Below are 22,203 nucleotides of genomic sequence, written 5' to 3'. Positions count from 1 at the left end.
AGCCCGCAACATAGCGCAGCCCGCAGCGTCAGGGCAGAGCGCGTCAGTCGCCGGCCTCAATCGCGGCGCACAGGCGCTTGAGGATCGCGATGCGCGCGTGCAGCTTGTCGTTGGCCGGAATCAGGTGCCAGGGCGCGGTGTCGGTGCTGGTGCGCTCGACCATGTCGCACACCGCCTGTTCGTAGGCGCCCCAGCGGTCGCGGTTGCGCCAGTCCTCGCTTGTGATCTTGAAGCTCTTGAACGGAATCTCCGCACGCGCGTTGAAGCGCTTGAGCTGCTCTTCCGGCGTGATCGCGAGCCAGAACTTGACGACGATCGCGCCGCTGCGCGCCAGCTGTTCCTCGAACTCGTTGATCTCGTGATAGGCGCGCATCCAGTCGGCCTCGGCGCAATAGCCTTCGACCCGCTCGACCAGCACCCGTCCGTACCACGAGCGGTCGAAGATCGTGACTCGCCCGCGCAGCGGCAAATGGCGCCAGAAGCGCCACAGGTAGGGTTGCGCGCGTTCCTCCTGGGTCGGCGCGGCGATCGGGATCACCTGGTAGTGCCGCGCGTCGAGCGCCCCGGTGATGCGCCGGATGCTGCTGCCCTTGCCGGCGGCGTCCTGGCCTTCGAACACCACGATCAGCGAGCGCCCGCGGAAGGCGCGGTCGCGGGTCAGCAGGTTGAGCCGGCCCTGGTACTTCTCCAGTTGCCGCTTGTAGGCCTTGCGTGCCAGCGATTTCGTGTAGTCGAGCGCATTCAGCACATTGCGCGGGTCGAGCTGCGGCGACAGTGGAGCGGGCGCTGCGGTGAGCTTCGGCGCCGGATGCGCCAGTCGCTCATTCAGTGCGTCGAGCAGGTGCTGGCCGACGGTCAGCGAGCGGTAGCCCGGATCGTGACCCTCGACGATCACCCACGGCGCATCGCCAGTGCTGGTCTCGCGCAGGGTCAGTTCGGACACCTTGCGATAGCGCTGGTAACGGCGGAAGCGGTGCCAGTCGGTGTCGGTCACGCGCCAGCGCGTGTCCGGGTCATCGGACAAAGCCTGCAGGCGCTTCTTCTGCGCAGCGTGCGACAGGTGGAACCAGAACTTCAGCACCAGCGCGCCTTCGGCGACCAGCATGCGTTCGAAGTGGCGGATCTGCTCGATGTGTTCGACCAACTCCGACTTGCCGATCTCACCCTCGGCGCGGCGCACGATCGGCTCGGTGTACCAGGACCCGAACAGGATGCCGATGCGCCCCTTCGGCGGCAGCGCGCGCCAGAAACGCCACATTGGTGGCCGCTGCGCTTCCTCGTCGGTGGGTGTGCCGAAGGCGCGGGTGACGATGTGGCGCGGGTCCATCCACTCGTTGAGCAGGTTGACGGTCTCGCCCTTGCCGGCGCCATCGACCCCGCCGATGACGATCACCACCGGGAAGCTCGCGTCCTCGAGCAGGCGGTATTGCGCCTTCAGCAAAGCTTCGCGCAGCAGCGGTTCCTGGCGCGCGTATTCAACTTTGCCGATGCGATGGCCGACTTCGGCGGATTCGAACATGAGCTGTCCGGCTACTTCGCGTAACTGCCCTTCAGCGCCACACCCGCCATCAGGGTGCCGACATGGCACTCGAATTCGGTGGCACTGGAGAACTCGCGCTTCTTGTAATAGCTGACGATCTCGACCACGGCCTTGGCATTGACCCCGCGGGCACCTTCCTGCAGCGCCTTGAGGGAGGACAGGAAGACCCAGTTGCAGGCCTCCACATCGCTCTTGTTGAGTGCATTGGTCTTGCGGTTGGCGACCTCGGTGCCGATGGTCTTGGCGTGCCCGCCGCGGTTGCCGTTGCCGAAGCGGAAGGCGATGTCGTCGCCGATGATGCCCTCGCTGCGGCCCTGCTTGATGGCGTCATCGACCGGCAGCAGCAGGCGGGTGTCGCGCGCCTGCGCCTGTCCGGCCAGGGCACAAGCCCAGGTTGCCGCGACGATCAGGATGGCTTTGTTCATGGCCCTGGCTCCGTGCTGTCTTGAGTGAATACCGGGTGCAAGCGCTGCAACCGTGTGTAACCCGATGTTGCCGCAGCCGCACCGGGGTGGCAAGGCGCGGCAGGCGGCAGTCACCGCCCGCAATCCGCGCCGCCTCAGACGCGCCGGAACACCAGCGAGGTGTTGATTCCGCCGAATGCGAAGTTGTTGCTCATGACAAACTCGGTATCGAGCACCCGCGGTCGGTCGCGGATGTAATCGAGCTCGGCGCAGCGCGGGTCGATGCGCTGGAGGTTGGCGGTGGGCGCGAACCAGCCCTCGTTCATCATCATCACCGTCATCCACGCTTCCAGCGCGCCGCAGGCGCCGAGCGTGTGGCCCATGTAGCTCTTGAGCGAGCTGATCGGCATGCGCGGGCCGAACAGGCCGGCGGTGGCCTGGGATTCCGCGACATCGCCATGGTCGGTGGCGGTGCCATGCGCGTTGACGTAGCCGATCTCTTCCGGCGTCAGGCCGGCATCGTCCAGCGCCAGGCGCATCGCGACCTGCATGGTGTCCGGATTGGGCTGGGTGACGTGCAAGCCATCGCAGTTGGTGCCGTAGCCGATGATCTCGGCGTAGACCTTCGCGCCGCGCGCCAGCGCGTGCTCGCGTTCCTCCAGGATGAAGGTGCAGCCGCCTTCGCCGAGCACCAGGCCGTCGCGCTCGGCGTCGAAAGGGCGTGGCGTGGCCTGCGGCGTGTCATTGCGCGTGCTGGTGGCGAACAGGGTGTCGAACACCGCCGCCGCGGTGGGGTCGAGCTCCTCCGCGCCGCCGGCGACCATCGCCACTTGCTTGCCCTGGCGGATCGCCTCATAGGCATAGCCGATGCCCTGGCTCGACGAGGTGCAGGCGCTGGACGTGGTGATCACCCGCCCGCAGATGCCGAAGAACACGCTGATGTTGGCCACCGTGGTGTGGCTCATCATGCGGATGTAGGTGGTGGCGTTGATGCCCTCGGTGGACTTGTTCTGCAGCATCCGGCCGAAGTCCCCGATCGCCTTGGGCGAGCCCGCCGAGGAGCCGTAGGAGATGCCCACGCGGCCGCTCTTGAGCAGGGGATCGCCGAGCAGGCCGGCGTCCTCCAGCGCCAGCTCGGCGCTGCGGGTGGCGAGCAGCGCCACGCGGCCCATCGCGCGCATGGTCTTGCGGTTGTAGTGCGCCGGGAGTTCGAAATCCGCGGCCGCCGCGCCGAGCTTGGTGTTGAGCCCGTCGTAGGGTTCCCAGTCCGGCACCCGCGCCACCGCATTGCGCACCTCGCGCAGGCGCGCGGCGATCGTCGGCCAGTCGTTGCCGAGCGGACTGATGCCGCCGATGCCACTGATGACCACGCGCTTCATGAATACATCCCGCCGTTGACCGCGATGACCTGGCGGGTGATGTATGCCGCATCAGGCGACAGAAGGAAACTGACCAGCGCGGCGACTTCCTCCGGCTTGCCGGCGCGCTGTGCCGGGATGATCGGCAGCGCGTGCTCGAGAATCTCGGGCGTGATCATGTCGGACTCGATCACCCCGGGTGCGACGCAATTGACCGTGATCTGGCGCTTGGCCAGTTCCACCGCCAGCGCCTTGGTGGCGCCGATGACGCCGGCCTTGGCGGCGCTGTAGTTGACCTGGCCGCGATTGCCCATCTGCCCCGACACCGAGGCCAGGGTCACGATGCGCCCCGGCGCGCGCCGGCGCACCAGCGGCATCACCAGCGGGTGCAGCACGTTGTAGAAGGCGTCCAGGTTGGTGTGGATCACCGCATCCCAGTCGCTGCCCGGCATTGCCGGGAAGGCGTTGTCGCGCGTGATGCCGGCGTTGCAGACCACCCCGTAGTAGCAGCCGTGGGCCTCGATGTCGGCATGCAGCGAGTGCGCCGTGGCGGCGCGATCGGCCACATCGAAGATCAGGATCCGGCTGCGCCCGCCCAGCCCGGCGATTTCGGCCGCCACCGCCGCGGCCTCGTCGATGCGCGAGCGGCAATGCAGCACCGGATCGTAGCCATCGCGCGCCAGGCGCAAGGCGATCGCGCGCCCGATACCGCGCGAGGAACCGGTGACGAGGACGGATGGGCGTTGGGGCATGGTGCGGCAGGCAGGGAAAGGTCCACGCATTATTCACGACTGCGACGAATGAGGATGCCGGTCAGCGCGCGATCGATGCCGGTTAAACGCGGAGACGCAGAGAGCGCGGAGAAGAGCAGCAGAGGGTGCGGCAGGGCACGGTCGGGCATCGCCGGGGACCGAGGACGAAGCAGGACGCAGAGAGCGCAGAGGAAAGGCAGAGAGATCGCGGAGAAGGCAAAGAACGACGTTCCAGCGGGCACAGGAATGGCCCGCTCCCTCTGTGATCTCTCTGCTTCTCCTCTGCGTTCTCTGCGTCCTGCTCTTTGTCCGGCCCGCGAGACAACCCGTTTCCGGCCGCCGAACCCTCCTGCCTTCTCGGCGCTTTTCTCCGCGCCCTCTGCGTCTCCGCGTTTAACCGGCCCCGGCCGGCTCGTACACGCTGATGCTGGCCTGCGCGCACAGCTCCTCGCCGCAGCGGATCTCGGCGCGGAAGCGGGCGAGGCCGTTGTCGGCCTGGAATTCGCGCTCGACGAATACCAGCAGGGTCTCGCCGACCAGAAACTCGGGGCGCAGGGCGTCGTAGCGTCGGGTGCCGAGCAGGAAGCCGACCTTGACCGGCTCCCCGCGCAGGCGGGCCTGCCAGCCCGACCAGGCGGCGACGGCCTGGGCCATGTATTCGATGCCGACCCAGGCGCCGACGCGGCCCTCGCGGCAGAACTCGGAGTCGCTGCGCAGGGTGACGGAGGCGGTCAGGTGCTCGTCGGCGGCGTCGACGACGCGGTCCAGCAACACCATCGGTGGCGCATGCGGCAAAAGCTCGACAATCGGGATCTCGCAGGCGCGCATGGCTATTCCGCGGACAGCAGCAGGCAGGCGTTGTTGCCGCCGAAGGCGAAGGAGTTGCTGAGCAGATGGCGCGGTGCGCGCCCCAGGCGCGCGCCCGGCGGCACCAGGCGCAGCGGCGCGAGCGCCGGGTCGGCCGCGCCGTCCCACCAGTGCGGCGGTAGCCGGCCGTCCGGATTGTCCTGCAGCAGCATCCAGCAGAAGCCCGCCTCGATCGCGCCGGCGGCGCCGAGCGCGTGTCCGGTCAGTGGCTTGGTCGAACTGCACCACGGGCGTTCGCCGAAGACCCGCTGCACGGCGAGGCTCTCGGCCAGGTCGTTGTGCGCGGTCGCGGTGCCGTGCAGGTTGATGTAATCGATGTCCTCCGCCGCCAGGCCAGCGCGCCGGAGCGCCTCGCGCATCGCCGCTTCCGCCCCGCGTCCCTGCGGCTCGGGCGCCGAGATATGGTGCGCGTCCGAGCTCTCGCCCCAGCCCGACAGGCGCACCGGGCCCGGCTTGCGCGTCAGCAGGAACAGTGCGGCGCCTTCGCCGATGTTGATGCCGCGGCGGTTGCGGCTGGACGGGTTGCAGCGCTCGGCGCTGACCGATTCCAGCGCGGCGAAACCGGCCACGGTGAAGGCGCACAGGCTGTCTGCGCCGCCGGCGATGACCGCGTCGCACAGGCCGGTACGCAGCCAGCGCGCGGCGCTCGCCAGCGCCTTCGCGCCGGAAGAGCACGCGGTCGACACAGTCATCGCTGGCCCGCGCGCGCCGGTTTGCGCCGCAACGAAGCGCGCGGCCGAAGACAAATCCTGCTGCCCGAAGTGAAATCCGCGCGGCATCCGCCCCTCGCGCACCAGCGCCGCCACTGCGTCCTCGCCCTCGGCGATCCCCGAGGTGCTGCTGCCGATGACCACGCCTACGCGCGCCGGATCCACCCCTGGCAACGCGCACGCCAGGGTTGGCTGCAGCCCTGCCAGCGCGCCATCGAGCAAGGCGTTGTTGCGGCTGCGCAGCGGCAGCGGCCAGTCCTCGCGTGCGCGCCACGCGCCGGCAGCCACGCCCAGGTGCAGGCTGCGGCCGGGGCTGCAGGCCTCGGTCGGCGCGACACCGCCGGGCGTATCGCTGCGCAGCAAGCCCTGTCGGGCACTCGCGGCATCCGCGCCCAGCGCGCACACCAGCCCGAGTCCGTGCAGGTAGACCTGCGCGCTCATGGCTGCGCCGCCGAATCGATGGCGAGCCGGTAGTCCTGGCCCAGGTGGTGGATCTCGATGTGCCCGAGCCAGCGCGGCGTTTGCGAATAGCGCACTTCGACGGCCGCCGCGCCAGCCTGGCGCAGGGTGCGTCGCAGCGGCGATTCGTCGAGAGTCCATCCCGGCGGCAGGGCCGCGCGGATCGCCGCCGCGGGCCAGTAGGCCAGCTGGATGTCGTCGACGAAGCGCTCGCCCGCCAGGGCCTCGGGCAGGGCCGGATCGCGCTGTTGCACGATGGACTCGCCGTCGAACACCAGCGTCAGCATGCGCCTGGGTCCCACCAGCAGAACCAGGCGCAGGGCGTCGCGATCGACTTCCAGCAGCGCGTCCGCGCGCTGGACGCGCGCGCCTTGGCTGACCGTCAATCGCTGCTGCAGCGACAGCCTGGCATCGAGCGCGGCCGGCGCCAGGCGCAGGGCCGGCGATGGCGACGGCCGGCGCGGCGCGTTTGCACAGGCCGCAAGCAGCAGGGTGGCGGCCAGCAGCGTCGGCCCCCTCATTCGCACAGGCCCTCGAGCACCCGCAGCCGGCGTTGCGGCTCGGCCACATAGGGATTGGCGCTGTCCCAGGCGTAGCCGGCGAGGATCGACGAGATCATCCGCCGGATCGCCGCCTGCTGCGGTTCGTGGAAGATGATTTTCTGGAAGCTGCCGGCGTACCAGGCTTCGACGAAGGCGCGGAAGCAATCGACACCCGCGCGCAGCGGACGCGCGTAATCCGCTTCCCAATCCACCGTCTCGCCCGCGATCTCGCGTCGGATCGCCGCCACCGCGAGGCTGGCGGACTTCACCGCGATGGTCACGCCGGAGGAGAACACCGGGTCGAGGAACTCGCCGGCGTTGCCGAGCAGGGCATAGCCCGGTCCCCACAGCGCGGACACATTGCTCGCGTAGCCGACGATCTGGCGCGCGGGCGTGTCCCATCCGGCGTTGGCGAGCAGGGCGCGCAACGCGGGATCCTCATCGACCAGCGCGCGCAGGCGTTCGGTTTCGCTGCCGGCGTACTGTTCGAGGAACTCGCGGCGGGCAACCACGCCGATCGAGCATCGGCCGTCCGAGAAGGGGATCAGCCAGTACCACACATCCACATGGCGCGGGTGCACCGTGATGCGGATCTTGTCGCGGTCGAAGGCGCCCGGCATCACGCCGTCGCGGATGTGGGTGAAGATCGCGCCGCGCGCCGGGAAGTCGCTCGGGCGCTCCAGGCCCAGTAACCGCGGTAGGGTGCGGCCGAATCCACTGGCATCCAGCACGAAGCGCGCTGCCACCTCGAACTCGCTGCCGTCGGGCCCACGCACGCGCGCCAGCGAGGCGCCGCGCGCGGGCGCCAGCGCCAGCACCTCATGGCGATAGCGCACGTCGGCGCCCATCCGCGCGGCGCCATCCGCCAGCACCTGGTCGAAGCGCGCACGTTGCACCTGGTAGGTGGTGCCCCAGCCTTGGGAGAACTTGTCGCGGAAATCGAAGGCGGTCTGGCGCTCGCCCCAGACGAAGCTGGCGCCGTTCTTGAACTGGAAGCCGGCCTCGACCACGTCGCGCAGCAGGCCGGCCTCCTCGATGTACTGCATGCTCTGCGGCAACAGGCTCTCGCCGATCGAGAAGCGCGGGAAGGACTCGCGCTCCAGCACCAGCACCTCGCGACCGGCCCGCCGCAGCATTGCCGCCGCCACCGCGCCCGAGGGACCTGCGCCGATGATCAGGGACTCGGTGTCGATCCGGGGCAGGGTCATGGACGGCGCGCGTGTGAATTCGGGGTGAGGATGATGCCTTGGATGCCCGCCCGGAGCACGGTCGTGCGATCAACCCGGGCGCTGCGGAGTGGGCGCCACGGTTGGCGCCAGCAACCAGGCCACGGCAATTCCGATCAGCAGCGTCAACCCGAAAGCCGCCAGCGCCGGCGTGCCCGAGAAGGCGAGCAGGCCGAAGGCCAGCAGGGTGTTGACCGCGCCGAGCACCACGCCGAGCCACGCGGGTCCGGCGGCATCCGCTTCGAGCAGGAAGATGCCGTAGTCGTCGGCCATGCCGAGCAGCACGATCAGGCCGAGCACGTGGAACAGTTGCAGCGGCTCGCCGCGCCAGCCGAGCCAGGCCAGCACCGCGAGCATCGCGACCAGCGTCGGCAGCAAAACCCGCCAGGCCTGGCGTCGGTAGCGCCAGGCCAGCAGGACCGCGACCAGCACGATGCTGGCGCCGAGCACCTGGATCATGGCGATCCGGTACTCGCGCAGCAGCCGCGAATAGTCGCCGATGCGATCGACCCAGGTTACGCCCGGCAGCGCCTGGGCCTGGGCAGCGAGGCGCGGCAGCTGTGCCGCCGAGTCGAGCCCATGGACCTGGACCACGCTCTGGAACGCGCCGTCGAGCTGGCCGAGGTACAGCGGGCGGAGCGCCAGCGCCGCCGGGCTGGCGAGCCATTCGTCGAGAGTCAGCGGAGCGTCGGCCAGCGGCCTCGCGGCTGCGCCGCTGCCGCCCAGCTCGGCTGCGATGGCGGCGCGCGCAGCGCCAGCCGCGGGTTGCCACAAGGTGCGGTCCTGCGCCTGCCGGGTGGGCGAAGGGACCCAGTCGGACAGCGCACGATGACCGTCGATGAAGCCCTCCTGCCGCAGCGCGTCCAGCTTCACGACCAGCGCTTCCTCGCGCGCCAACAGTTCGGCGTGGTCGCGCCCCTGTACCAGGTAGAACTGCACCGGGCTGGGCTCGGCCAGCCACGCGCCGATGCGCGCCTGCTCCGCAACCAGCGCCGGCGGCGAGGATTGCAGCGCGCGCAAATCGTCGCTGCTGCGCAGGCGCGCGGCGCCGGCTGACGCCAGCAGGAGCAGCAGCCCGAGGATGCCGAGCGATGTCGGCGTGGCGCGCAGCCGGGGCCAGCGGCGGAAGGAGCCGGCCAGCCACACGCTGATCGCGGTGGCCGTCGGTTCGCGGCCGACCAGCTGCGGCATCCACAGCAGCACCGAGACCAGCGCGCCGGCGAGTCCTGCGATCGAGAACAGCGCCATCTGCTGCAAGCCGGGGAAAGGCGCCAGCGCCAGCGCCAGGTAGCCGAGCGCGGAGGTGGCGAAGGCCAGCCACAGCCCGGGCACCAGCGCGCGCGTCGTGCGCTCGGCCTCGCCGGGCGGCGCCAGCGCCCGCGCGCTGAGCCAGTGGATGGCGTAGTCCTCGGCGACGCCGACCAGGCTGGCGCCGAACACCAGCGTCAGCAGGTGCACGCGCTCGAACAGCAACAGGCAGAGCGACAGCGCGACCAGCAGGCCGACACCCACCGATCCCAGCACCAGCAGCATCGGCCGCAGGCGGCGGAAACACAGCAGCATCAGCACCACGATCCCGAGCGCCGCGCCGGCACCGATCAGGCTCATCTCGCGCTCGGCCTGCAGCGCGGCGGCGGCGGCATGCACCGGCACGCCGGCGCTGAGCATCTCCACGCCCTGGGCCGCCGCCGCGGCGCGCGCGGCGGTGAGGCGCGGCTGCAACTGCTGCAGCGCCGCGACGCTGAGCGCGGTGGCGCGCAGTTCGAAGGGCAGCACGATCAACTCGTGCCCATCGGCCTGCTGCCACAGCCAGCCTTCGCGCGGGCGCAAGCGGGTGGCGCCGGCGCGCTCGGCGAGCCAGGCGGCGTAGCTGTCGAGCGGATCCTCCAGCGGCCCGAGCGCCCGCATGCCCGGCCCCGGGCGATACAGCCGCTGCACCGCGGCCCGCGCGATCTGCTCGGGACTCTGCTGCGCCAGGCGCTCGCGGTCGCTGCGGGCGAGCAGACGGTCGCGCCAGGGCGCGTAGAACTCGATCAACTCGCGGCTGGCGCCGGTGTTGCCCGCCGCCGCCTGCAGTGGGCTGTCGCTGCCCGCGAGTAACACCTGGATCTCGCTGGCCGCCGCGCGCACGCGGGCAAAGTCGTCGGCGGCCAGGACCACGACCACCCGTCGCGAGGCGGCATCGCTCAAGCGCGCCAGCGCCTGTTCGGCCGCGGGGTGGCGCGTGTCCTGCGGTAGCAGCGCCATCACGTCGGTGTCGACCGGCCACTCGCCGCGCGATCCGACCAGCGCCAGGTGCGCCGCACAACCCAGCACCAGCAGCGCCCAGGCCCAGGCGAGCCAGTGGCGGCGCGGCGGCGCGGATTCAGTCAAGGCGCGCCGCTTCGTCGGCGGTCAGCGCGTCGCCGCCGGACAGCGCATGGAACTCGACCCGGCTGAGATCGCCGTTGTGCTCACGGATGCTGACCACTTCGACCTGGCTGTTTCCGGCCAGTTCGACCAGGCCGATGGCCTCGCTCAACGGCGGCTGCGGCGTCAGCGTCAGCGCCCAACCTTGGGAATCGTCCTGGCCAGCCACGCTGAACTGCTCGCGCAGGGTGGCGAGATCGCCCTGCAGCAGCGCCAGCAGCACGCGATTGATTTGCTGCAGCGCAGGTTCCCGGCTGGCATCGACGACCACGCTCTCGCTGCCGTCCACCCGCTCGCGGATCGCGCCCTCGGTGATCACCAGTTCTCCCGGAAACGGCGATTGCGTGATCCACAGCACCCCGCGCCCGCGCGCCGCCACGAAGCGCCCGGTGGAGCGCAGCGGTTTGGCGAAGCCCACCAGCGTGCGCTCCTGCACGAACTCGCCGCGCAGCACCGCGGCGGGCTGGATGCGGGCGGCGATGGTGGTGAGGAGGTCCGTGGCAGCGGTCAGCGGGTTCTGGGTTGTGGGTTGTGGGTTCTGGGCAGCGATATGCGGGTTCTGGGTTGTGGATTGTGGGTTGTGGGCAGCGATAAGCGGGTTCTGGGTTGTGGGTTCTGGGTTCTGGGCAGCAAAGGCAGGAGCAAGGGCACTGGCGAGTGCGAAGATGGCGGCCAGCCAAGTTGCCCTGCGCCCGGGATCTCGCGCCGGTCGCGCTGCCCACAACCCACAACCCACAACCCACAACCCTGCAGCGCGTGCATCAGCGCAACCCGGAGCGCGTCGATCACGCTGCGCGATGCCCGGCGCCATGCGGCTCACGCCAGCCCCAGCTTCCGCCGCAACACCGGCGGGGTCTCGAACTGCAGTTCGCCGTTGCGGATGTCCACCGCCACCTGCACCGTGTGGCCGGTGGTGAGCTTGCGGCCGCTGGCGTCGTCGCAGATGCGGTAGTGGATCTTCAGGCGGTGCTCCCACTCGATGATCTTCGCGTTGATGCGGATCTTCTGGCGGAAGCGCACCGGCTGCACGTAGCGCAGGTGCAGGTCCACGATCGGCCAGGCGTAGCCGGAGTCCTTCATCTGGTAGTAGTTGTAGTCGATCTGGTCGAGCAGGGTGCAGCGCGCCACCTCGAGGTATTTCACATAGTTGCCGTGCCAGACGATCTCCATCGGGTCGATATCGAAAAAGGCCGGGTCGATCAGGGTGTCGGCCTGCCAGGCCGCGGGCGTCTCAGTCATACAGTGGCCACGCGCGGGCATCGATCGCGGCCATCAGTTCGACCAGGGTGCGGTCGAGCGCGCGGTCCTCGTCAATGAACCCGATCCGGGCCGCGAGATCCTGCTGCATCGTCGCCAGCGCTGTCGGCAGCGTACTGCCGGGCGTCAGTTTCAGGCGCAGTTCGATGCCCTGGCGCACCGTGACCAGCAGCGCCGCGGCGACCTGCTCGGCCAGTTCCAGCACGCGCAGGCAGTCGCGCGCGGCGATCGTGCCCATGCTCACCTTGTCCTGGTTGTGGCACTCGGTGGAGCGGCTGAATACCGAGGCCGGCAGGGTCTGTTTGAGCGCTTCGGCGGTCCAGGCCGAGGCGCTGATCTGCAGCGCCTTCAGGCCGTGGTTGATCGGCCGTCGGCTGCCGCTGGCGCCGGACAAGTTGGCCGGTAACCCGTGGTTGTAGCGCGCATCCACCAGCAGCGCCATCTGGCGGTCGAGCAGATCGGCCAGGTTGGCCACCTGGCACTTCAGGGTGTCCATCGCCATCGCGATGTGACCGCCGTAGAAATGGCCGCCGTGGAGCACGCGCAGGTCATCCGGATCGATGATCGGGTTGTCGTTGGCGCTGTTGAGCTCGGTTTCGATCAGCGTTCGCAGCCAGGGCAGCGCATCTTCCAGCGCGCCCAGCACGTGCGGCGCGCAGCGCAGCGAATAGCGATCCTGCAGGCGCTGCTCATTGCGCGGCGGGCGGTCGGCGGCCAGGTCCGCGCGCAGCCGCGCGGCCACGCGCATCTGTCCCGGATGCGGCTTCACCGCGAACAGGCGCTCGTCGTAGTGGTGCGGATTGCCGTCGATCACCACCACCGCCAGCGCGGTGATGCGGGTGGCCAGGCGCGACAGGTAGTCGGCGCGCGCGTGCGCCAGGCAGGCCAGCGCGGTCATCACCGCGGTGCCGTTCATCACCGCCAGGCCTTCCTTCGGCCGCAGCTTCAACGGCGCAAGGCCCGCAGCGGCGAGCGCATCGGCCGCCGGCTCGGCGCCTTCGCCCTTCCACACTTCACGCTCGCCGCACAGCACGGCGGCGACATAACTGAGTGGGGTCAGGTCGCCGCTGGCGCCGACCGATCCTTCGGACGGAATACGCGGCAGCACATCGTGCCGGAGCAGGCCGGCGAGCTGCTGCAGCAGGCGCCAGCTCACGCCGGAATAGCCCTGGACCAGCGAATTCAGGCGCGTGGCCAGCACCGCGCGGGTCTGTTCGCGCGTCAGCAGCGCCCCCGCGCCGCAACCGTGGTAGGTGTACAGCCGCTGCGGCAGCTCCAGCGCCAGGCCGGTCGGGATGCTGACGGTGCAGGAATCGCCGTAGCCGGTGGTCACGCCGTAGATCACGCCGTCCTCGGCCAGCACGCGGTCGAGGAAATCAGCGCCGGCCTGGATCCGCTGGCGCAGGGGCTCGCTGTCGTCGAGCACCGCCGGGCGTTGCCGGCGGGCCAGCGCGACGATGTCTTCGATGGTCAATGGCTGGCCGTCGAAGCGGACAGGCGTCGGGTTGCGGTCGGGCATCGGGGAGGTGTGGGCACGGCGTGAAGGACGGAGGATAGCCGGGCGCGGCGGTGGCGCGAGAAAGCAGCGGTCAACCGGGGTGCGCCCAGAAGGGATAGAAATTGAACCACTGCAGCGGCGCCTGGCGGCATTGCTGCTCGACGCGTGCGGCGTAACGCTCGATCCACGGACGCAGGCCCGCGTCCGGCGCGCCGCGGACCCGCTCGATGCGCTCGGCGAAGGTTTCGAAATCGATGTGGTAGCAGCCGGCGCGGCGGGTGCAGAAAACCAGGAACACCGGGCAGCGCAGCAGGCTGGCGAGGATGAACGGGCCTTGCGGGAAGTGCGCGGCGTGGCCCGAGGAAAGGCACCGCCAGCGAACGCCGCGCGCTGCCCGGGGTCAGGCGGTCGGCGGCGATCACCAGCATCTCGCCCGCGGCCACGCGCCGCTCCAGCTCCATCGCCGTGGCCGGCGTGATCTCGGTCACCTCGATCAGGCGCACCTGGCTGGCGCCCTGGCGTTCCAGCAAGCGGTTGAACTTCTGCGCGTTGACGTGGTGCACCAGGATGTTCAGAAGCAGCCGGGGCTGCAGTTCGGCCAGCGCTTGGCAGACCTCGAGGTTGCCCACGTGCGCGGTCAGCATCACCGCTCCGCGCCCGGCATCCAGCAGCGGCAGCACCACCTGCTGGTTGTCCATCGTGATCTGCTCGAGGGTGAAGGCGCCGCCCATCGCCAGCACCTTGTCGAGCAGGGCATCCGCGAAGCTCAGGAAGTGGCGCCAGGCGGTGCCTAGGCCGGGCGGCCGGACGAACACCGCGTGCGCCGCCTGCAGCCGCCCGAGGTATTCCAGCGACGCCCGCCGCGCGATGCCGCGCACCAGGAAGAAGTAGCCGAGCACCGGGTACAGCGCGATGCGGAACGGCAGCCGCCCGAACCAGCGGTAGGTCCACACCAGGAAACGCATGCCGCCGACGAAGCCGGCCTCACCGATGTCGGCCCAGTGGCGCTCCCCGCTCATCCGGCAAGCCGCCGCCACAGCAGCCGCGGCGCACGCCACAACATGCCGAAGAAAAGTCGCGCATGCATGCGCGAGATCATCAAATTGTCCAGCCACAGCTTGAAGTGCGACACGCCATCGGCAGGGTAGCGCACCGGCGTGGGCAGATTGATCACACGCACGCCGCGCCAATGCAGGCGGACCACGATCTCGGTGTCGAAATCCATCCGCGAGCCGAGCTTTTCCTGCGCCAGCACGGCCTGCACCGGCGCCAGCGGATAGACGCGGAAGCCGCACATGGTGTCGGCAATCGCCAGGCTCAGCGTGTTGATCCAGACCCAGACATGGGTCACGTAGCGCCCGATCAGGCGCCCGGTCGGCACGCTCTGGTCGTAGCGCGGCTGGCCCAGGATCAGCGCCTGCGGATTGGCCTGCGCCGCGGCCAGGAAGCGCGGGATGTCCGCGGTGTCGTGCTGGCCATCGGCGTCGATCTGCAGCACATGGCTGTAGCCGCGCCGCGCCGCCTCGGCAAAGCCGGTCATCAGCGCCGCGCCCTTGCCGCCGTTCTCGGCGCGGCTGACCAGACTCAGCCAGCCGGCGTGTGTCCGCGCCATCTCCGCCAGCGCCGCCGCGCAGCCCGGCTCGCTGCCGTCATCCACCAGCAGGCATGGCAACCCACTCGCGCGCAGCCCGTCGAGCATCGTCGCCAGGCCGCGTTCGTGGTTGTAGACCGGGATGACGATCAGGGGGCGGATGGGCATGGGGTGGGGCTGCTCGGAATCTCTGGGAATTTCAAACGTGAGGAATCAAAGGTCAAACGTGAAACGTGAAACGTCAATCGGAGGCGCGGTCCTTTGACGTTGCGGTGCGAAAAGGTCAAACGTCAAACGTAAAACGTCAATCAGAGCCGCCGCCCATTGACGTTTTACGTTTCACGTTTCACTTCCTCCGTTTCACGTTTCACGTCTCACCTCTGCGCCAGAACACGCACTATCGAACACGAGCCTGGCACTCGCATGCGCCCCTGCCGCCGAGTGCGCGCGGAACTCCAACTGCTGCCGGTCTGGCTTCCATTCGAGGTCCAGGGTGAGGCGGGTGCCGGGCTGGATCAGTGCCTGGAACTTGAGCGCCTCCATGCGCACCAGGTGCGGCGGCAGCGCGAACATCTGGCGCGCCAGGCTGATTGCCCAGTCGATCTGGGCCACGCCGGGGAGGATCGGCTGTCCCGGAAAATGGCCCTGGAAATGGTACAGGTCCGGGCCTATCCACAGCTCCGCGGTCGCCCGACAGGCTTCGCGCATAGGCCAGTCGTGGAAAGGCAGCAGCGGGCGCGTTTCGGTGTCGGCGAACAGCGCGGCCAGCGCGGCATCGGTGGTCTTGCCCTGGCTGTTCTGCGGCAGTGCATGGACAAAGCGGAAGCGCCGCGGCAGCGCCACGCGCTCGCAGTGCGCGGCCAGTCCGGCGCGCAGCGCATCCGCCAGCGCGCGCCGGCCGGCCTTGAGCAGGACCTCGCGCGCAGCAGCGTTGGGCACGCCCACCAGACCAAGCTGCAGCCGGTCCCCGGGCAGCGCCACCAGGCGCACCTCGTTCAGCCACGGACCGCCCGCCGCCGCGCGCTCGATGGCGCTGAGCGAAACACGCTTCTCGCCGATCTTGACGATGCGGTCGTCGCGCCCGCGCAGGCGCACCCGCCCATCCGGATCCAGGTCGCCGCGATCGGCCAGCCTTTGCCAGTCCTCGCTGGCGAGGTGCGGCGAGCGCAGGACCAGCGCGCCGTGCTCATCCGCGGACAGCGACACGCCGGGCAGCGGCGCGAACGGCGTATCGCTGCTCGCTTGCTGGCGCCAGCCGATACCGCCGGTCTCGGTGCTGCCCCAGACCTCGATCGGCAACACGCCGGTCGCCGCCTGCAGCGCCTGCGCCGCGGGTGCATCCAGCGGACCGCCGGAGGAGAACAGCGCCGACAGCGTGCGCCCGCCCGGATGCCAGTCGATGCCCGCCGGCAGCCGCTTCAGGTGCGCCGGGCTGGACACCAGCGCGGTCGCACCCTCGCCCAGCAGCGGCGCCACGGACTCCAGGTAGGGATGCGCGTGCGCCTCGAAAGCGCGCCCGCTGGCGAGCGGCCAGAGCAGGCGGAACAGCAGGCCGTAGATGTGCTGGTGCGACACCGTGGCGGCGATCCGCGCGCTGCCGAGCGCATGGCCGAAGCAAGCCTCCAGCGTGCGTACTTCGGCGTCCAGCTGGCGCAGGGTCTTGGGCACCCGCAGCGGTGTGCCGGTCGAGCCCGAGGTCTGCAGCACCAGGGGGCTCGCCAGGCCGAGCGGCAGCGCGGCCGGCAGCGGTTCGGCGTCCGTGGGCGGCTGCGGGTGGGTCGTGGCCGCGCCGAACTCGCCGGCCAGGGCGGCCACGTCGGCGGCGACGGTCGCGACGGTGGCCGGCAGGGTGTCGCCCGGCACCAGTACCACCAGCCGGCGCAGCCAGGCCGCGTACAGGGCTGCGGCGAACTCGATCGCATCGCCATGCACCAGCGCCAGGGTGCTGCCGGCGGGCAGGTCGAGCGCGCGATGCCAGGCGCCGACGCGCGCCAGGAAAGCAGGTCCGCCGACACTGTGCGCGCCGCGCCAGGCCAGCAGCGGGCGATTGGCCAGCGCCGGCAGAAGAGTATCGAGGGCGATGGTCTCAGGCATGCCGGGCGCGCACCCGCTGGCGCACCAGCCATTCGCCGGCGAACAACGCACCCATCAGCAGGTAGGCGATGAGTCCGTTGTACAGCGCCCACTGGGCGTCGCTCGCGGCCAGCGCGGTCCACAGCGCGATGGCGCCGTTGACCATGAAGAATCCGCACCAGACCTGGGTCACGCGGCGGGTGTAGGCCACCGCGTGCGGCGGCAGCTCGGGTTCCTTGAGGCGCGCGAGGCGCTCGATCATGCTCGGCGGCTGCCACAGGCTGAGCCCGAACAGCGCCAGCATGATCGCGTTCACGGCCACCGGGTAGAGCTTCACCGGCAAGGCCTGGTTGAGCCAGCCGGCGACCAGCGCAAGCGCCAGCGCCAGGGCTGCCGTGGCCCAGGCGAGCGGATCGCGCCGGCCGCCGCCCAGGCGCGCGATGGCGATGGCGAGCAGCAGCAAGCCCAGCCAGCGCGGCTCGAACCAGCGCAGGCTGGCGTAGACCAGCAGCGGATAGGCCAGCGTCAGCAGGCCCAGCAGCAGGGCCGCGAGCGTGGCGCGCCGCGCGCTCATTGCGGCAGCAGCGCCACCAGTGCGTCGAGCACATCGCGCAGCGTGCGCACCGACTTGAAGGCCTCCGGCTGCAGGCGCACGCCGGTGATCTGCTTCAGTTCGACCAGCAGGTCGACCGCATCGATGCTGTCGATGTCGAGGTCCTCGCCCAGCCTGGCGTCCAGGTGGATGCGCTCGGGCGCGATGTCGAAGGTGCGCTCCAGCACCTCCACCAGCTTGGCGTAGAGTTCGTCGCGAGTCATCAGGCCGCTCCCGCCGGCGAGGCGCGGTGCGCCGCCACCAGCGATGCCAGCGCGCGCACGCTGCGGAAGTGCGCGCGCGTCTCTTCGGCATCGGCCGACATGTGGATGCCGTAGCGGCGCTGGATCGCCAGCCCCAGGTCCAGCGCGTCGATCGAATCCAGCCCCAGGCCATCGACGAACAGCGGGGCCTCGGTATCGATGTCTTCGGGCTTCATGTCCTCGAGACCGAGGGTCTCGATGATCAACGCCTTGATCTCCAGTTCAAGCGCCTGCATGGGCTTGGGTCTCCCGCGAGAAATAGTCGGTCAGGTCCTGCGTCAGGCGGCGTGCCGCCAGCGCTTCGGGTTCGTCGCCGCCGGTGTATGCGGCGATCGGGATATCGTCCAGTACGTGGATGCGGAAATGCATCGGGCGTATCGGCACCACGTACCACGGGATCGCGCGCGTCAGGCTGCGCGGCACGCACGAGATGGTCACCGGGGTGATGTCGCGGCGGCAGCGCACTGCGATCTGGGCGGCGCCGCGACGCAGGCGGATGATGCCATCTTCGGCGGTCCGCGTGCCTTCGGGGAAGACCAGCAGGTTGCCGCCCTCGTCCAGCGCCCGCCGGCAGTCCTCGATCACACCCTCGGGATCGTCGTTGCAGATGTAGCCGGCGCCGAGCACCGGCCCGCGGGTGAAGGGATTGCGTTTCAGCGGCGCCTTGACCACGCACACGGCGTGTTCGATCAGCGAGATCAGGAACACCACGTCGATCAGGGTCGGGTGATTGGCCAGCACCAGCAGGCCGCGCCGGTCCAGGCGCTCGCGGCCGACGATCTCGTAGCGCAGCACGCCGCTCAGGCGCATCAACTCGATGAAGCCGCGGAAACAGCGATGCACCGCGGCGCGCGCCAGCTCCGCGCGGCGCCGGCGATCGCGCACCGCCAGCGCCAGCGGTGGGAACACCAGCAAGCGCAGCAGCAGTCCGCCCAGCCCGAACATGGCGAAGCAGAAGCCGGTGGCGAGAACCCGCCAGGGCCGGTCGACCGGATCAGGCAGTACGACGCCAGGTCCAGCGGCAATGCGATCCGTCATGGCTCAGGGTATCTGCGTCGGAAAGGAAGAAGGCGAGGACGCGCAGCGCGGGTGGGAGGTGGTCGGGGGCGTGCGGCGCCGGGATTCATCCAGCGGGCCCCTGCGCGCGCGGGGCCCGGACCCAAAAACCCCCCCCCCGCCCCGGGCCCCCCCCCCCCCCCCGGCCCCCGGGCCCCCGCCCCTTCCCTCCCCAGCCCAGTTCGAATCCCGCCCCGTCGCCCGCGGACGCACCCGCCACGACCACGCGAACGGCGCGTCGGCATCGTCCACATAGGGGCGATAGCAGTCGGGCACGGTCTCGTCGTACACGGTGACAATGACCGCGTCGTGGCCGTCGGCGAGCAGGCCCAGCGCCTCGACCACGGCCAGCTCGGCGCTCTCGCCCGCGGCCGCCAGCGCAATGTAGTTGCCGGTGTCGCCATGCGCGATGGACTCCAGCGCGGACACTGCGTTGTGCACCGAGAGGCTGAACGGGCCGGGGGCCACGCTGCCGCTCTCGGCGAGCTCGCGCAGCAATGGCACCGCGCGCTGGGTCTCGCCGCGGTGCGAGGCCCAGACCATCGGGCAGGGCGCCGTGCCGCGCACCCCGGACACCGTGTGCAGCGCCATCCGCGCCAGCCGCTCGGCGCGCCGGCGCAGCATCATCGGGTACTGCGGCAAGTCCGGGCGCTCCTCGCCCACCGGCCGCCACGGCGCGCGCGCCCAGGCGCGCCAGGCGTCCGCATCCGCCAGCCCCGGCGCCCACGCCGACCACGCATCGACGGTGAAGCGCATCGGCGGTGGGGATTGCGGGACGGGCATCTGCGGCGATGGAATCAGCCCGGCCATGTCGTGGGGGCACGCGGATGATCGCGAAGGGCTTTGCGCCGGGATCGAGGCGAGAGGGTGAGGGGGGCCTGGGGAAAAGAGGCAGCGGAAGAGGCGTCCACCGCAGGGCGCAACGCACACACCCCCCCCCCCCCCACCATCCATTCGAGCCATTTCCTCGCGACCTCGCGAAATGTCCGGGCTAGCATGCCCGACGTCAGTGGTACGTCCAAGGATCGTGATGACCGCGTGGTACCAGGATGATCCGATGTCCGCGTTGGAGGCGAAGGAGGCCGCCACCCGGCTGGCCTTCGCACCGATCGCCTTCCAGGCAGCGCTGGCGCTGCGCGACCTGGGCCTGCTTGCTGCGCTGGGTGGCGCGGGGGACGTGGGCCTGGACCTGGAGCAGATCGCCGAACGCAGCGGCGTCTCGTCGTATGGCTGCGGCGTGCTTCTCGACATGGGCCTCAGCGCGCGCGTGGTCTGCCAGCGCGACGGCAGCTTCCGCCTGACGCGGATGGGCCAGTTCCTGCTGCACGACGGAATGACCCGCGCCAACATGGATTTTACCGCAGATGTCTGCTGGCGGCCGCTGGCGCACCTTTCCCGGGCGATCCGCGACGGCGCGCCGGCGGGACTGGCGGAGTTCGGTCCCTGGCCAACGATCTACCCTGGCCTGTCGCAACTGCCTGAAGCCGCGCGCCGCGCCTGGTTCGCCTTCGATCACTACTACAGCGACCGTGCGTTCGGCGAGCTGCTGCCGCGCGTGTTCGCGTGCAAGCCGCGGCGGATCGTCGACATCGGCGCCAACACCGCGCGCTTCGCGCTGCGCTGCTGCAGCTTCGACCCGCAGGTGCACCTGACCCTGGTCGACCTGCCGCCGCAGCTCGATGTCGCCATGGCCAATGCGCGCGCGGCCGGAATGGACAGTCGCGTGACGCCGCACCCGGCCGACCTGCTCGATCCTGGCCAGCCACTGCCATCCGACGGCGACGTCTACTGGATGAGCCAGTTCCTCGACTGCTTCTCGCCGGAACAGGTGGTGGCCATCCTGCGCCGCGTGCGCGCGGCGATGCCGGATCAGGCGACCGTGTGCATCGTCGAGTTGTTCCCGGACCGCCAGCGCTTCGAATCCGCCGCCTACAGCCTGAATGCGACCTCGCTGTATTTCACCTGCCTCGCCAACGGCAACTCGCGCTTCTACCGCTGCGAGGACTTCCTCGGTCTGGTGCGCGAGTCCGGGCTGCAACTGGTGGAACAGGTCGATCGCATCGGCCTCGGGCACAGTCTGCTGCGGTTGCGGCCGAACTGAGCTGATTCAGCTGCCCTCAGGCCAGTTCCGGCGCCTTGCGGTCGATCCCCATCACCAGCACCTTGTCGACGCGCGCGCCGTCGAGATCGACCACTTCAAAGCGGTAGCCGTCGAAGTCGTAGGTCTCGGCGACTTGCGGAATGTGTCCGAGGACCGCGATCAGCATGCCGGCCAAGGTCTGGTAGTCGTGTTCGTCCTCGCCCGGCAGCGCGCCGAGTTCGAGCAAGTCGCGCAAATCCTCGATCTTGAGCGCGCCGTCGAGCAGGTAGCTGCCGTCCGCGCGGCGCACGATCTTGGCGTCGTCGTGCACCGGTGCGCCGTCGTGCACGGCGGCGCCGATGATCGCGGCGAGCACGTCATTGCGCGTCACCAGGCCCTGCAGGTCGCCGTATTCGTCGACCACCAGCGCAACCCGCGCCTCGGCATCGCGGAACTCATTGAGCAGGTTCAGCGCGCGCGTCGACTCCGGCACGTACAGCGGCTTCTCGAGCTTCTTGAACAGGTCGAACTGGCCGCCGGCGCCGATACGGTCGATCAGCGACTTGACCGGGAGCACGCCGAGCACTTCCTTGTCGCTGCCGCGCATCACCGGGTAGCTGGAGTAGGGCGTGGTGCGCATCACCGCGAGGTTCTCCACCAGCGGCGCCTCGGCATCCAGCCAGGCGATGCGGTTACGCGGGGTCATCAGGCTTTCGGCGGTGCGATCGGACAGGCGCAGCGCGCGGTTGATCATGCTGCGCTCGATGTCCTCGATCTCGCCCTGCTCGGCGCTCTCGGCCACCAGCAGGCGGATCTCCTCTTCCGTCACCTTCGACTCATTGTCTCCGCGTGCACCGAGCAGACGCAGGCAGGTGCGCGTGGTCACCGCCAGCACCACCACGAAGGGATGCGTGAGCCGGCTGAAGATCAGCATCGGCAGGCCGACGATCACCGCGATCTTCTCCGGCGCCAGCAGCGCCAGGCGCTTGGGCATCAGCTCGCCCAGAATGATGCTGAGGATGGTGATCCCGACCACGGCGATGCCCAGGCCCAGCGGCTCGGCGTACTTGGCCAGCAGCGGGAAATCGTTCAGGACTTCGGCGATATGGCCGCCGATCGCCGAGCCGCTGAACACGCCGGTCAGGATGCCGACCAGGGTGATGCCGATCTGCACCGCCGAGAGAAAATTCTCCGGGTGCTCGGCCAGCGTCAGCGCCGCACGCGCAGCGCGGCTCTTGTCGGCCTGATGTTTGAGACGAGCCTTGCGCGAGGTGACGATCGCCATCTCGCTGAGCGCGAAGAAGCCGTTGAGCAGGACCAGGCCCAACAGCAGCAGGAGTTCCAGAGGCATGGATCAGTGGCGCTTTCGAGCGTCCTGGATCGGCCTTGCATTAAAGCATGGTGTTGGTATTGGTTGTTGGTGTTGGTTCAAGCGGCGGTGGCCGGATCCCCGAGGCCTGCTTCCAACCCCCACCAGTAGCTTGGTGTTGGTTGTTGGTGTTGGTGTTGTTCAAAGCAGTGCACGG

At 69.8% G+C, this 22,203-nt stretch carries 22 protein-coding genes; 1 reads left to right on the top strand and 21 read right to left on the bottom strand.

The features are described from left to right. Nucleotides 1-43: 43 nt before the first annotated feature. The 20 genes from pap to IPK27_22860 all read right to left on the bottom strand — a co-directional run bounded on the left by pap (nucleotide 44) and on the right by IPK27_22860 (nucleotide 19,380). Nucleotides 44-1,519, bottom strand: coding sequence for a polyphosphate:AMP phosphotransferase (gene pap / locus IPK27_22955; protein ID MBK8070363.1), 1,476 nt, complete (start codon nucleotides 1,517-1,519; stop codon nucleotides 44-46). Between the two features lie 11 nt (nucleotides 1,520-1,530). After that, entirely contained in the window at nucleotides 1,531-1,965 is a 435-nt protein-coding gene (locus IPK27_22950; GenBank protein ID MBK8070362.1) for an excinuclease ABC subunit A, read from the bottom strand. Between the two features lie 134 nt (nucleotides 1,966-2,099). Then, nucleotides 2,100-3,323 (bottom strand): beta-ketoacyl-ACP synthase, encoded by a 1,224-nt coding sequence (locus tag IPK27_22945; GenBank protein MBK8070361.1) that lies wholly within the window; start codon nucleotides 3,321-3,323, stop codon nucleotides 2,100-2,102. Continuing rightward, complete coding sequence (gene fabG, locus IPK27_22940) at nucleotides 3,320-4,054, bottom strand: 3-oxoacyl-ACP reductase FabG (GenBank protein ID MBK8070360.1); 735 nt, start codon at nucleotides 4,052-4,054, stop codon at nucleotides 3,320-3,322. The genes IPK27_22945 and fabG overlap by 4 nt, the downstream gene beginning before the upstream one ends. Nucleotides 4,055-4,447: 393 nt before the next feature. After that, a complete protein-coding gene (locus IPK27_22935) occupies nucleotides 4,448-4,882 on the bottom strand; it encodes a hotdog family protein (protein MBK8070359.1) in 435 nt (144 codons plus the stop codon). A gap of 2 nt (nucleotides 4,883-4,884) precedes the next feature. Next, a complete protein-coding gene (locus tag IPK27_22930; GenBank protein ID MBK8070358.1) occupies nucleotides 4,885-6,072 on the bottom strand; it encodes a beta-ketoacyl-ACP synthase in 1,188 nt (395 codons plus the stop codon). After that, complete coding sequence (locus tag IPK27_22925; protein ID MBK8070357.1) at nucleotides 6,069-6,611, bottom strand: DUF3261 domain-containing protein; 543 nt, start codon at nucleotides 6,609-6,611, stop codon at nucleotides 6,069-6,071. The genes IPK27_22930 and IPK27_22925 overlap by 4 nt, the downstream gene beginning before the upstream one ends. Then, nucleotides 6,608-7,840, bottom strand: coding sequence for a tryptophan 7-halogenase (locus IPK27_22920; protein ID MBK8070356.1), 1,233 nt, complete (start codon nucleotides 7,838-7,840; stop codon nucleotides 6,608-6,610). Before IPK27_22920 ends, IPK27_22925 begins: the two co-directional genes overlap by 4 nt. Before the next feature lie 69 nt (nucleotides 7,841-7,909). Beyond that, on the bottom strand, nucleotides 7,910-10,231 hold the full coding sequence (locus IPK27_22915; GenBank protein MBK8070355.1) for an MMPL family transporter: 2,322 nt from the start codon (nucleotides 10,229-10,231) through the stop codon (nucleotides 7,910-7,912). Further along, nucleotides 10,224-10,721 (bottom strand): outer membrane lipoprotein carrier protein LolA, encoded by a 498-nt coding sequence (locus IPK27_22910; GenBank protein MBK8070354.1) that lies wholly within the window; start codon nucleotides 10,719-10,721, stop codon nucleotides 10,224-10,226. Before IPK27_22910 ends, IPK27_22915 begins: the two co-directional genes overlap by 8 nt. A gap of 362 nt (nucleotides 10,722-11,083) precedes the next feature. Further along, nucleotides 11,084-11,506, bottom strand: coding sequence for an acyl-CoA thioesterase (locus IPK27_22905; GenBank protein MBK8070353.1), 423 nt, complete (start codon nucleotides 11,504-11,506; stop codon nucleotides 11,084-11,086). Then, complete coding sequence (locus tag IPK27_22900) at nucleotides 11,499-13,043, bottom strand: aromatic amino acid lyase (protein MBK8070352.1); 1,545 nt, start codon at nucleotides 13,041-13,043, stop codon at nucleotides 11,499-11,501. The genes IPK27_22905 and IPK27_22900 overlap by 8 nt, the downstream gene beginning before the upstream one ends. Then, on the bottom strand, nucleotides 12,995-14,041 hold the full coding sequence (locus tag IPK27_22895) for an acyltransferase (GenBank protein ID MBK8070351.1): 1,047 nt from the start codon (nucleotides 14,039-14,041) through the stop codon (nucleotides 12,995-12,997). The genes IPK27_22900 and IPK27_22895 overlap by 49 nt, the downstream gene beginning before the upstream one ends. Continuing rightward, nucleotides 14,038-14,781 (bottom strand): glycosyltransferase family 2 protein, encoded by a 744-nt coding sequence (locus IPK27_22890; GenBank protein ID MBK8070350.1) that lies wholly within the window; start codon nucleotides 14,779-14,781, stop codon nucleotides 14,038-14,040. The genes IPK27_22895 and IPK27_22890 overlap by 4 nt, the downstream gene beginning before the upstream one ends. 192 nt (nucleotides 14,782-14,973) lie before the next feature. Further along, nucleotides 14,974-16,707 carry an AMP-binding protein gene (locus IPK27_22885; protein MBK8070349.1) on the bottom strand — a complete coding sequence of 578 codons (1,734 nt, stop codon included), beginning with the start codon at nucleotides 16,705-16,707 and terminating at the stop codon, nucleotides 14,974-14,976. Further along, nucleotides 16,700-17,260 (bottom strand): hypothetical protein, encoded by a 561-nt coding sequence (locus tag IPK27_22880; GenBank protein MBK8070348.1) that lies wholly within the window; start codon nucleotides 17,258-17,260, stop codon nucleotides 16,700-16,702. Before IPK27_22880 ends, IPK27_22885 begins: the two co-directional genes overlap by 8 nt. Beyond that, the gene (locus IPK27_22875) at nucleotides 17,257-17,502 is read right to left on the bottom strand and encodes an acyl carrier protein (GenBank protein ID MBK8070347.1); all 246 of its coding nucleotides are present in this window, start codon (nucleotides 17,500-17,502) and stop codon (nucleotides 17,257-17,259) included. Before IPK27_22875 ends, IPK27_22880 begins: the two co-directional genes overlap by 4 nt. Next, a complete protein-coding gene (locus IPK27_22870; GenBank protein MBK8070346.1) occupies nucleotides 17,502-17,777 on the bottom strand; it encodes an acyl carrier protein in 276 nt (91 codons plus the stop codon). The genes IPK27_22875 and IPK27_22870 overlap by 1 nt, the downstream gene beginning before the upstream one ends. After that, nucleotides 17,764-18,543 carry a 1-acyl-sn-glycerol-3-phosphate acyltransferase gene (locus IPK27_22865; protein ID MBK8070345.1) on the bottom strand — a complete coding sequence of 260 codons (780 nt, stop codon included), beginning with the start codon at nucleotides 18,541-18,543 and terminating at the stop codon, nucleotides 17,764-17,766. Before IPK27_22865 ends, IPK27_22870 begins: the two co-directional genes overlap by 14 nt. A gap of 39 nt (nucleotides 18,544-18,582) precedes the next feature. Beyond that, entirely contained in the window at nucleotides 18,583-19,380 is a 798-nt protein-coding gene (locus IPK27_22860; protein ID MBK8070344.1) for a beta-ketoacyl synthase chain length factor, read from the bottom strand. Nucleotides 19,381-19,627: 247 nt separating this feature from the next. On the opposite strand from IPK27_22860, the gene IPK27_22855 reads away from it, so the two are divergent. Beyond that, nucleotides 19,628-20,698, top strand: coding sequence for an SAM-dependent methyltransferase (locus IPK27_22855; GenBank protein MBK8070343.1), 1,071 nt, complete (start codon nucleotides 19,628-19,630; stop codon nucleotides 20,696-20,698). A gap of 16 nt (nucleotides 20,699-20,714) precedes the next feature. Here the strand turns inward: IPK27_22855 and IPK27_22850 are convergent, their stop codons facing one another. Further along, the gene (locus IPK27_22850; protein ID MBK8070342.1) at nucleotides 20,715-22,028 is read right to left on the bottom strand and encodes an HlyC/CorC family transporter; all 1,314 of its coding nucleotides are present in this window, start codon (nucleotides 22,026-22,028) and stop codon (nucleotides 20,715-20,717) included. Nucleotides 22,029-22,203 lie beyond the last annotated feature (175 nt).

The sequence above is a fragment of the Rhodanobacteraceae bacterium genome (genome assembly GCA_016713135.1).
Lineage (GTDB): Bacteria > Pseudomonadota > Gammaproteobacteria > Xanthomonadales > SZUA-5 > JADKFD01.
The sequence above is the reverse complement of the archived record's forward strand: the minus strand, read 5'-3'. Positions and strand labels throughout refer to the sequence as shown.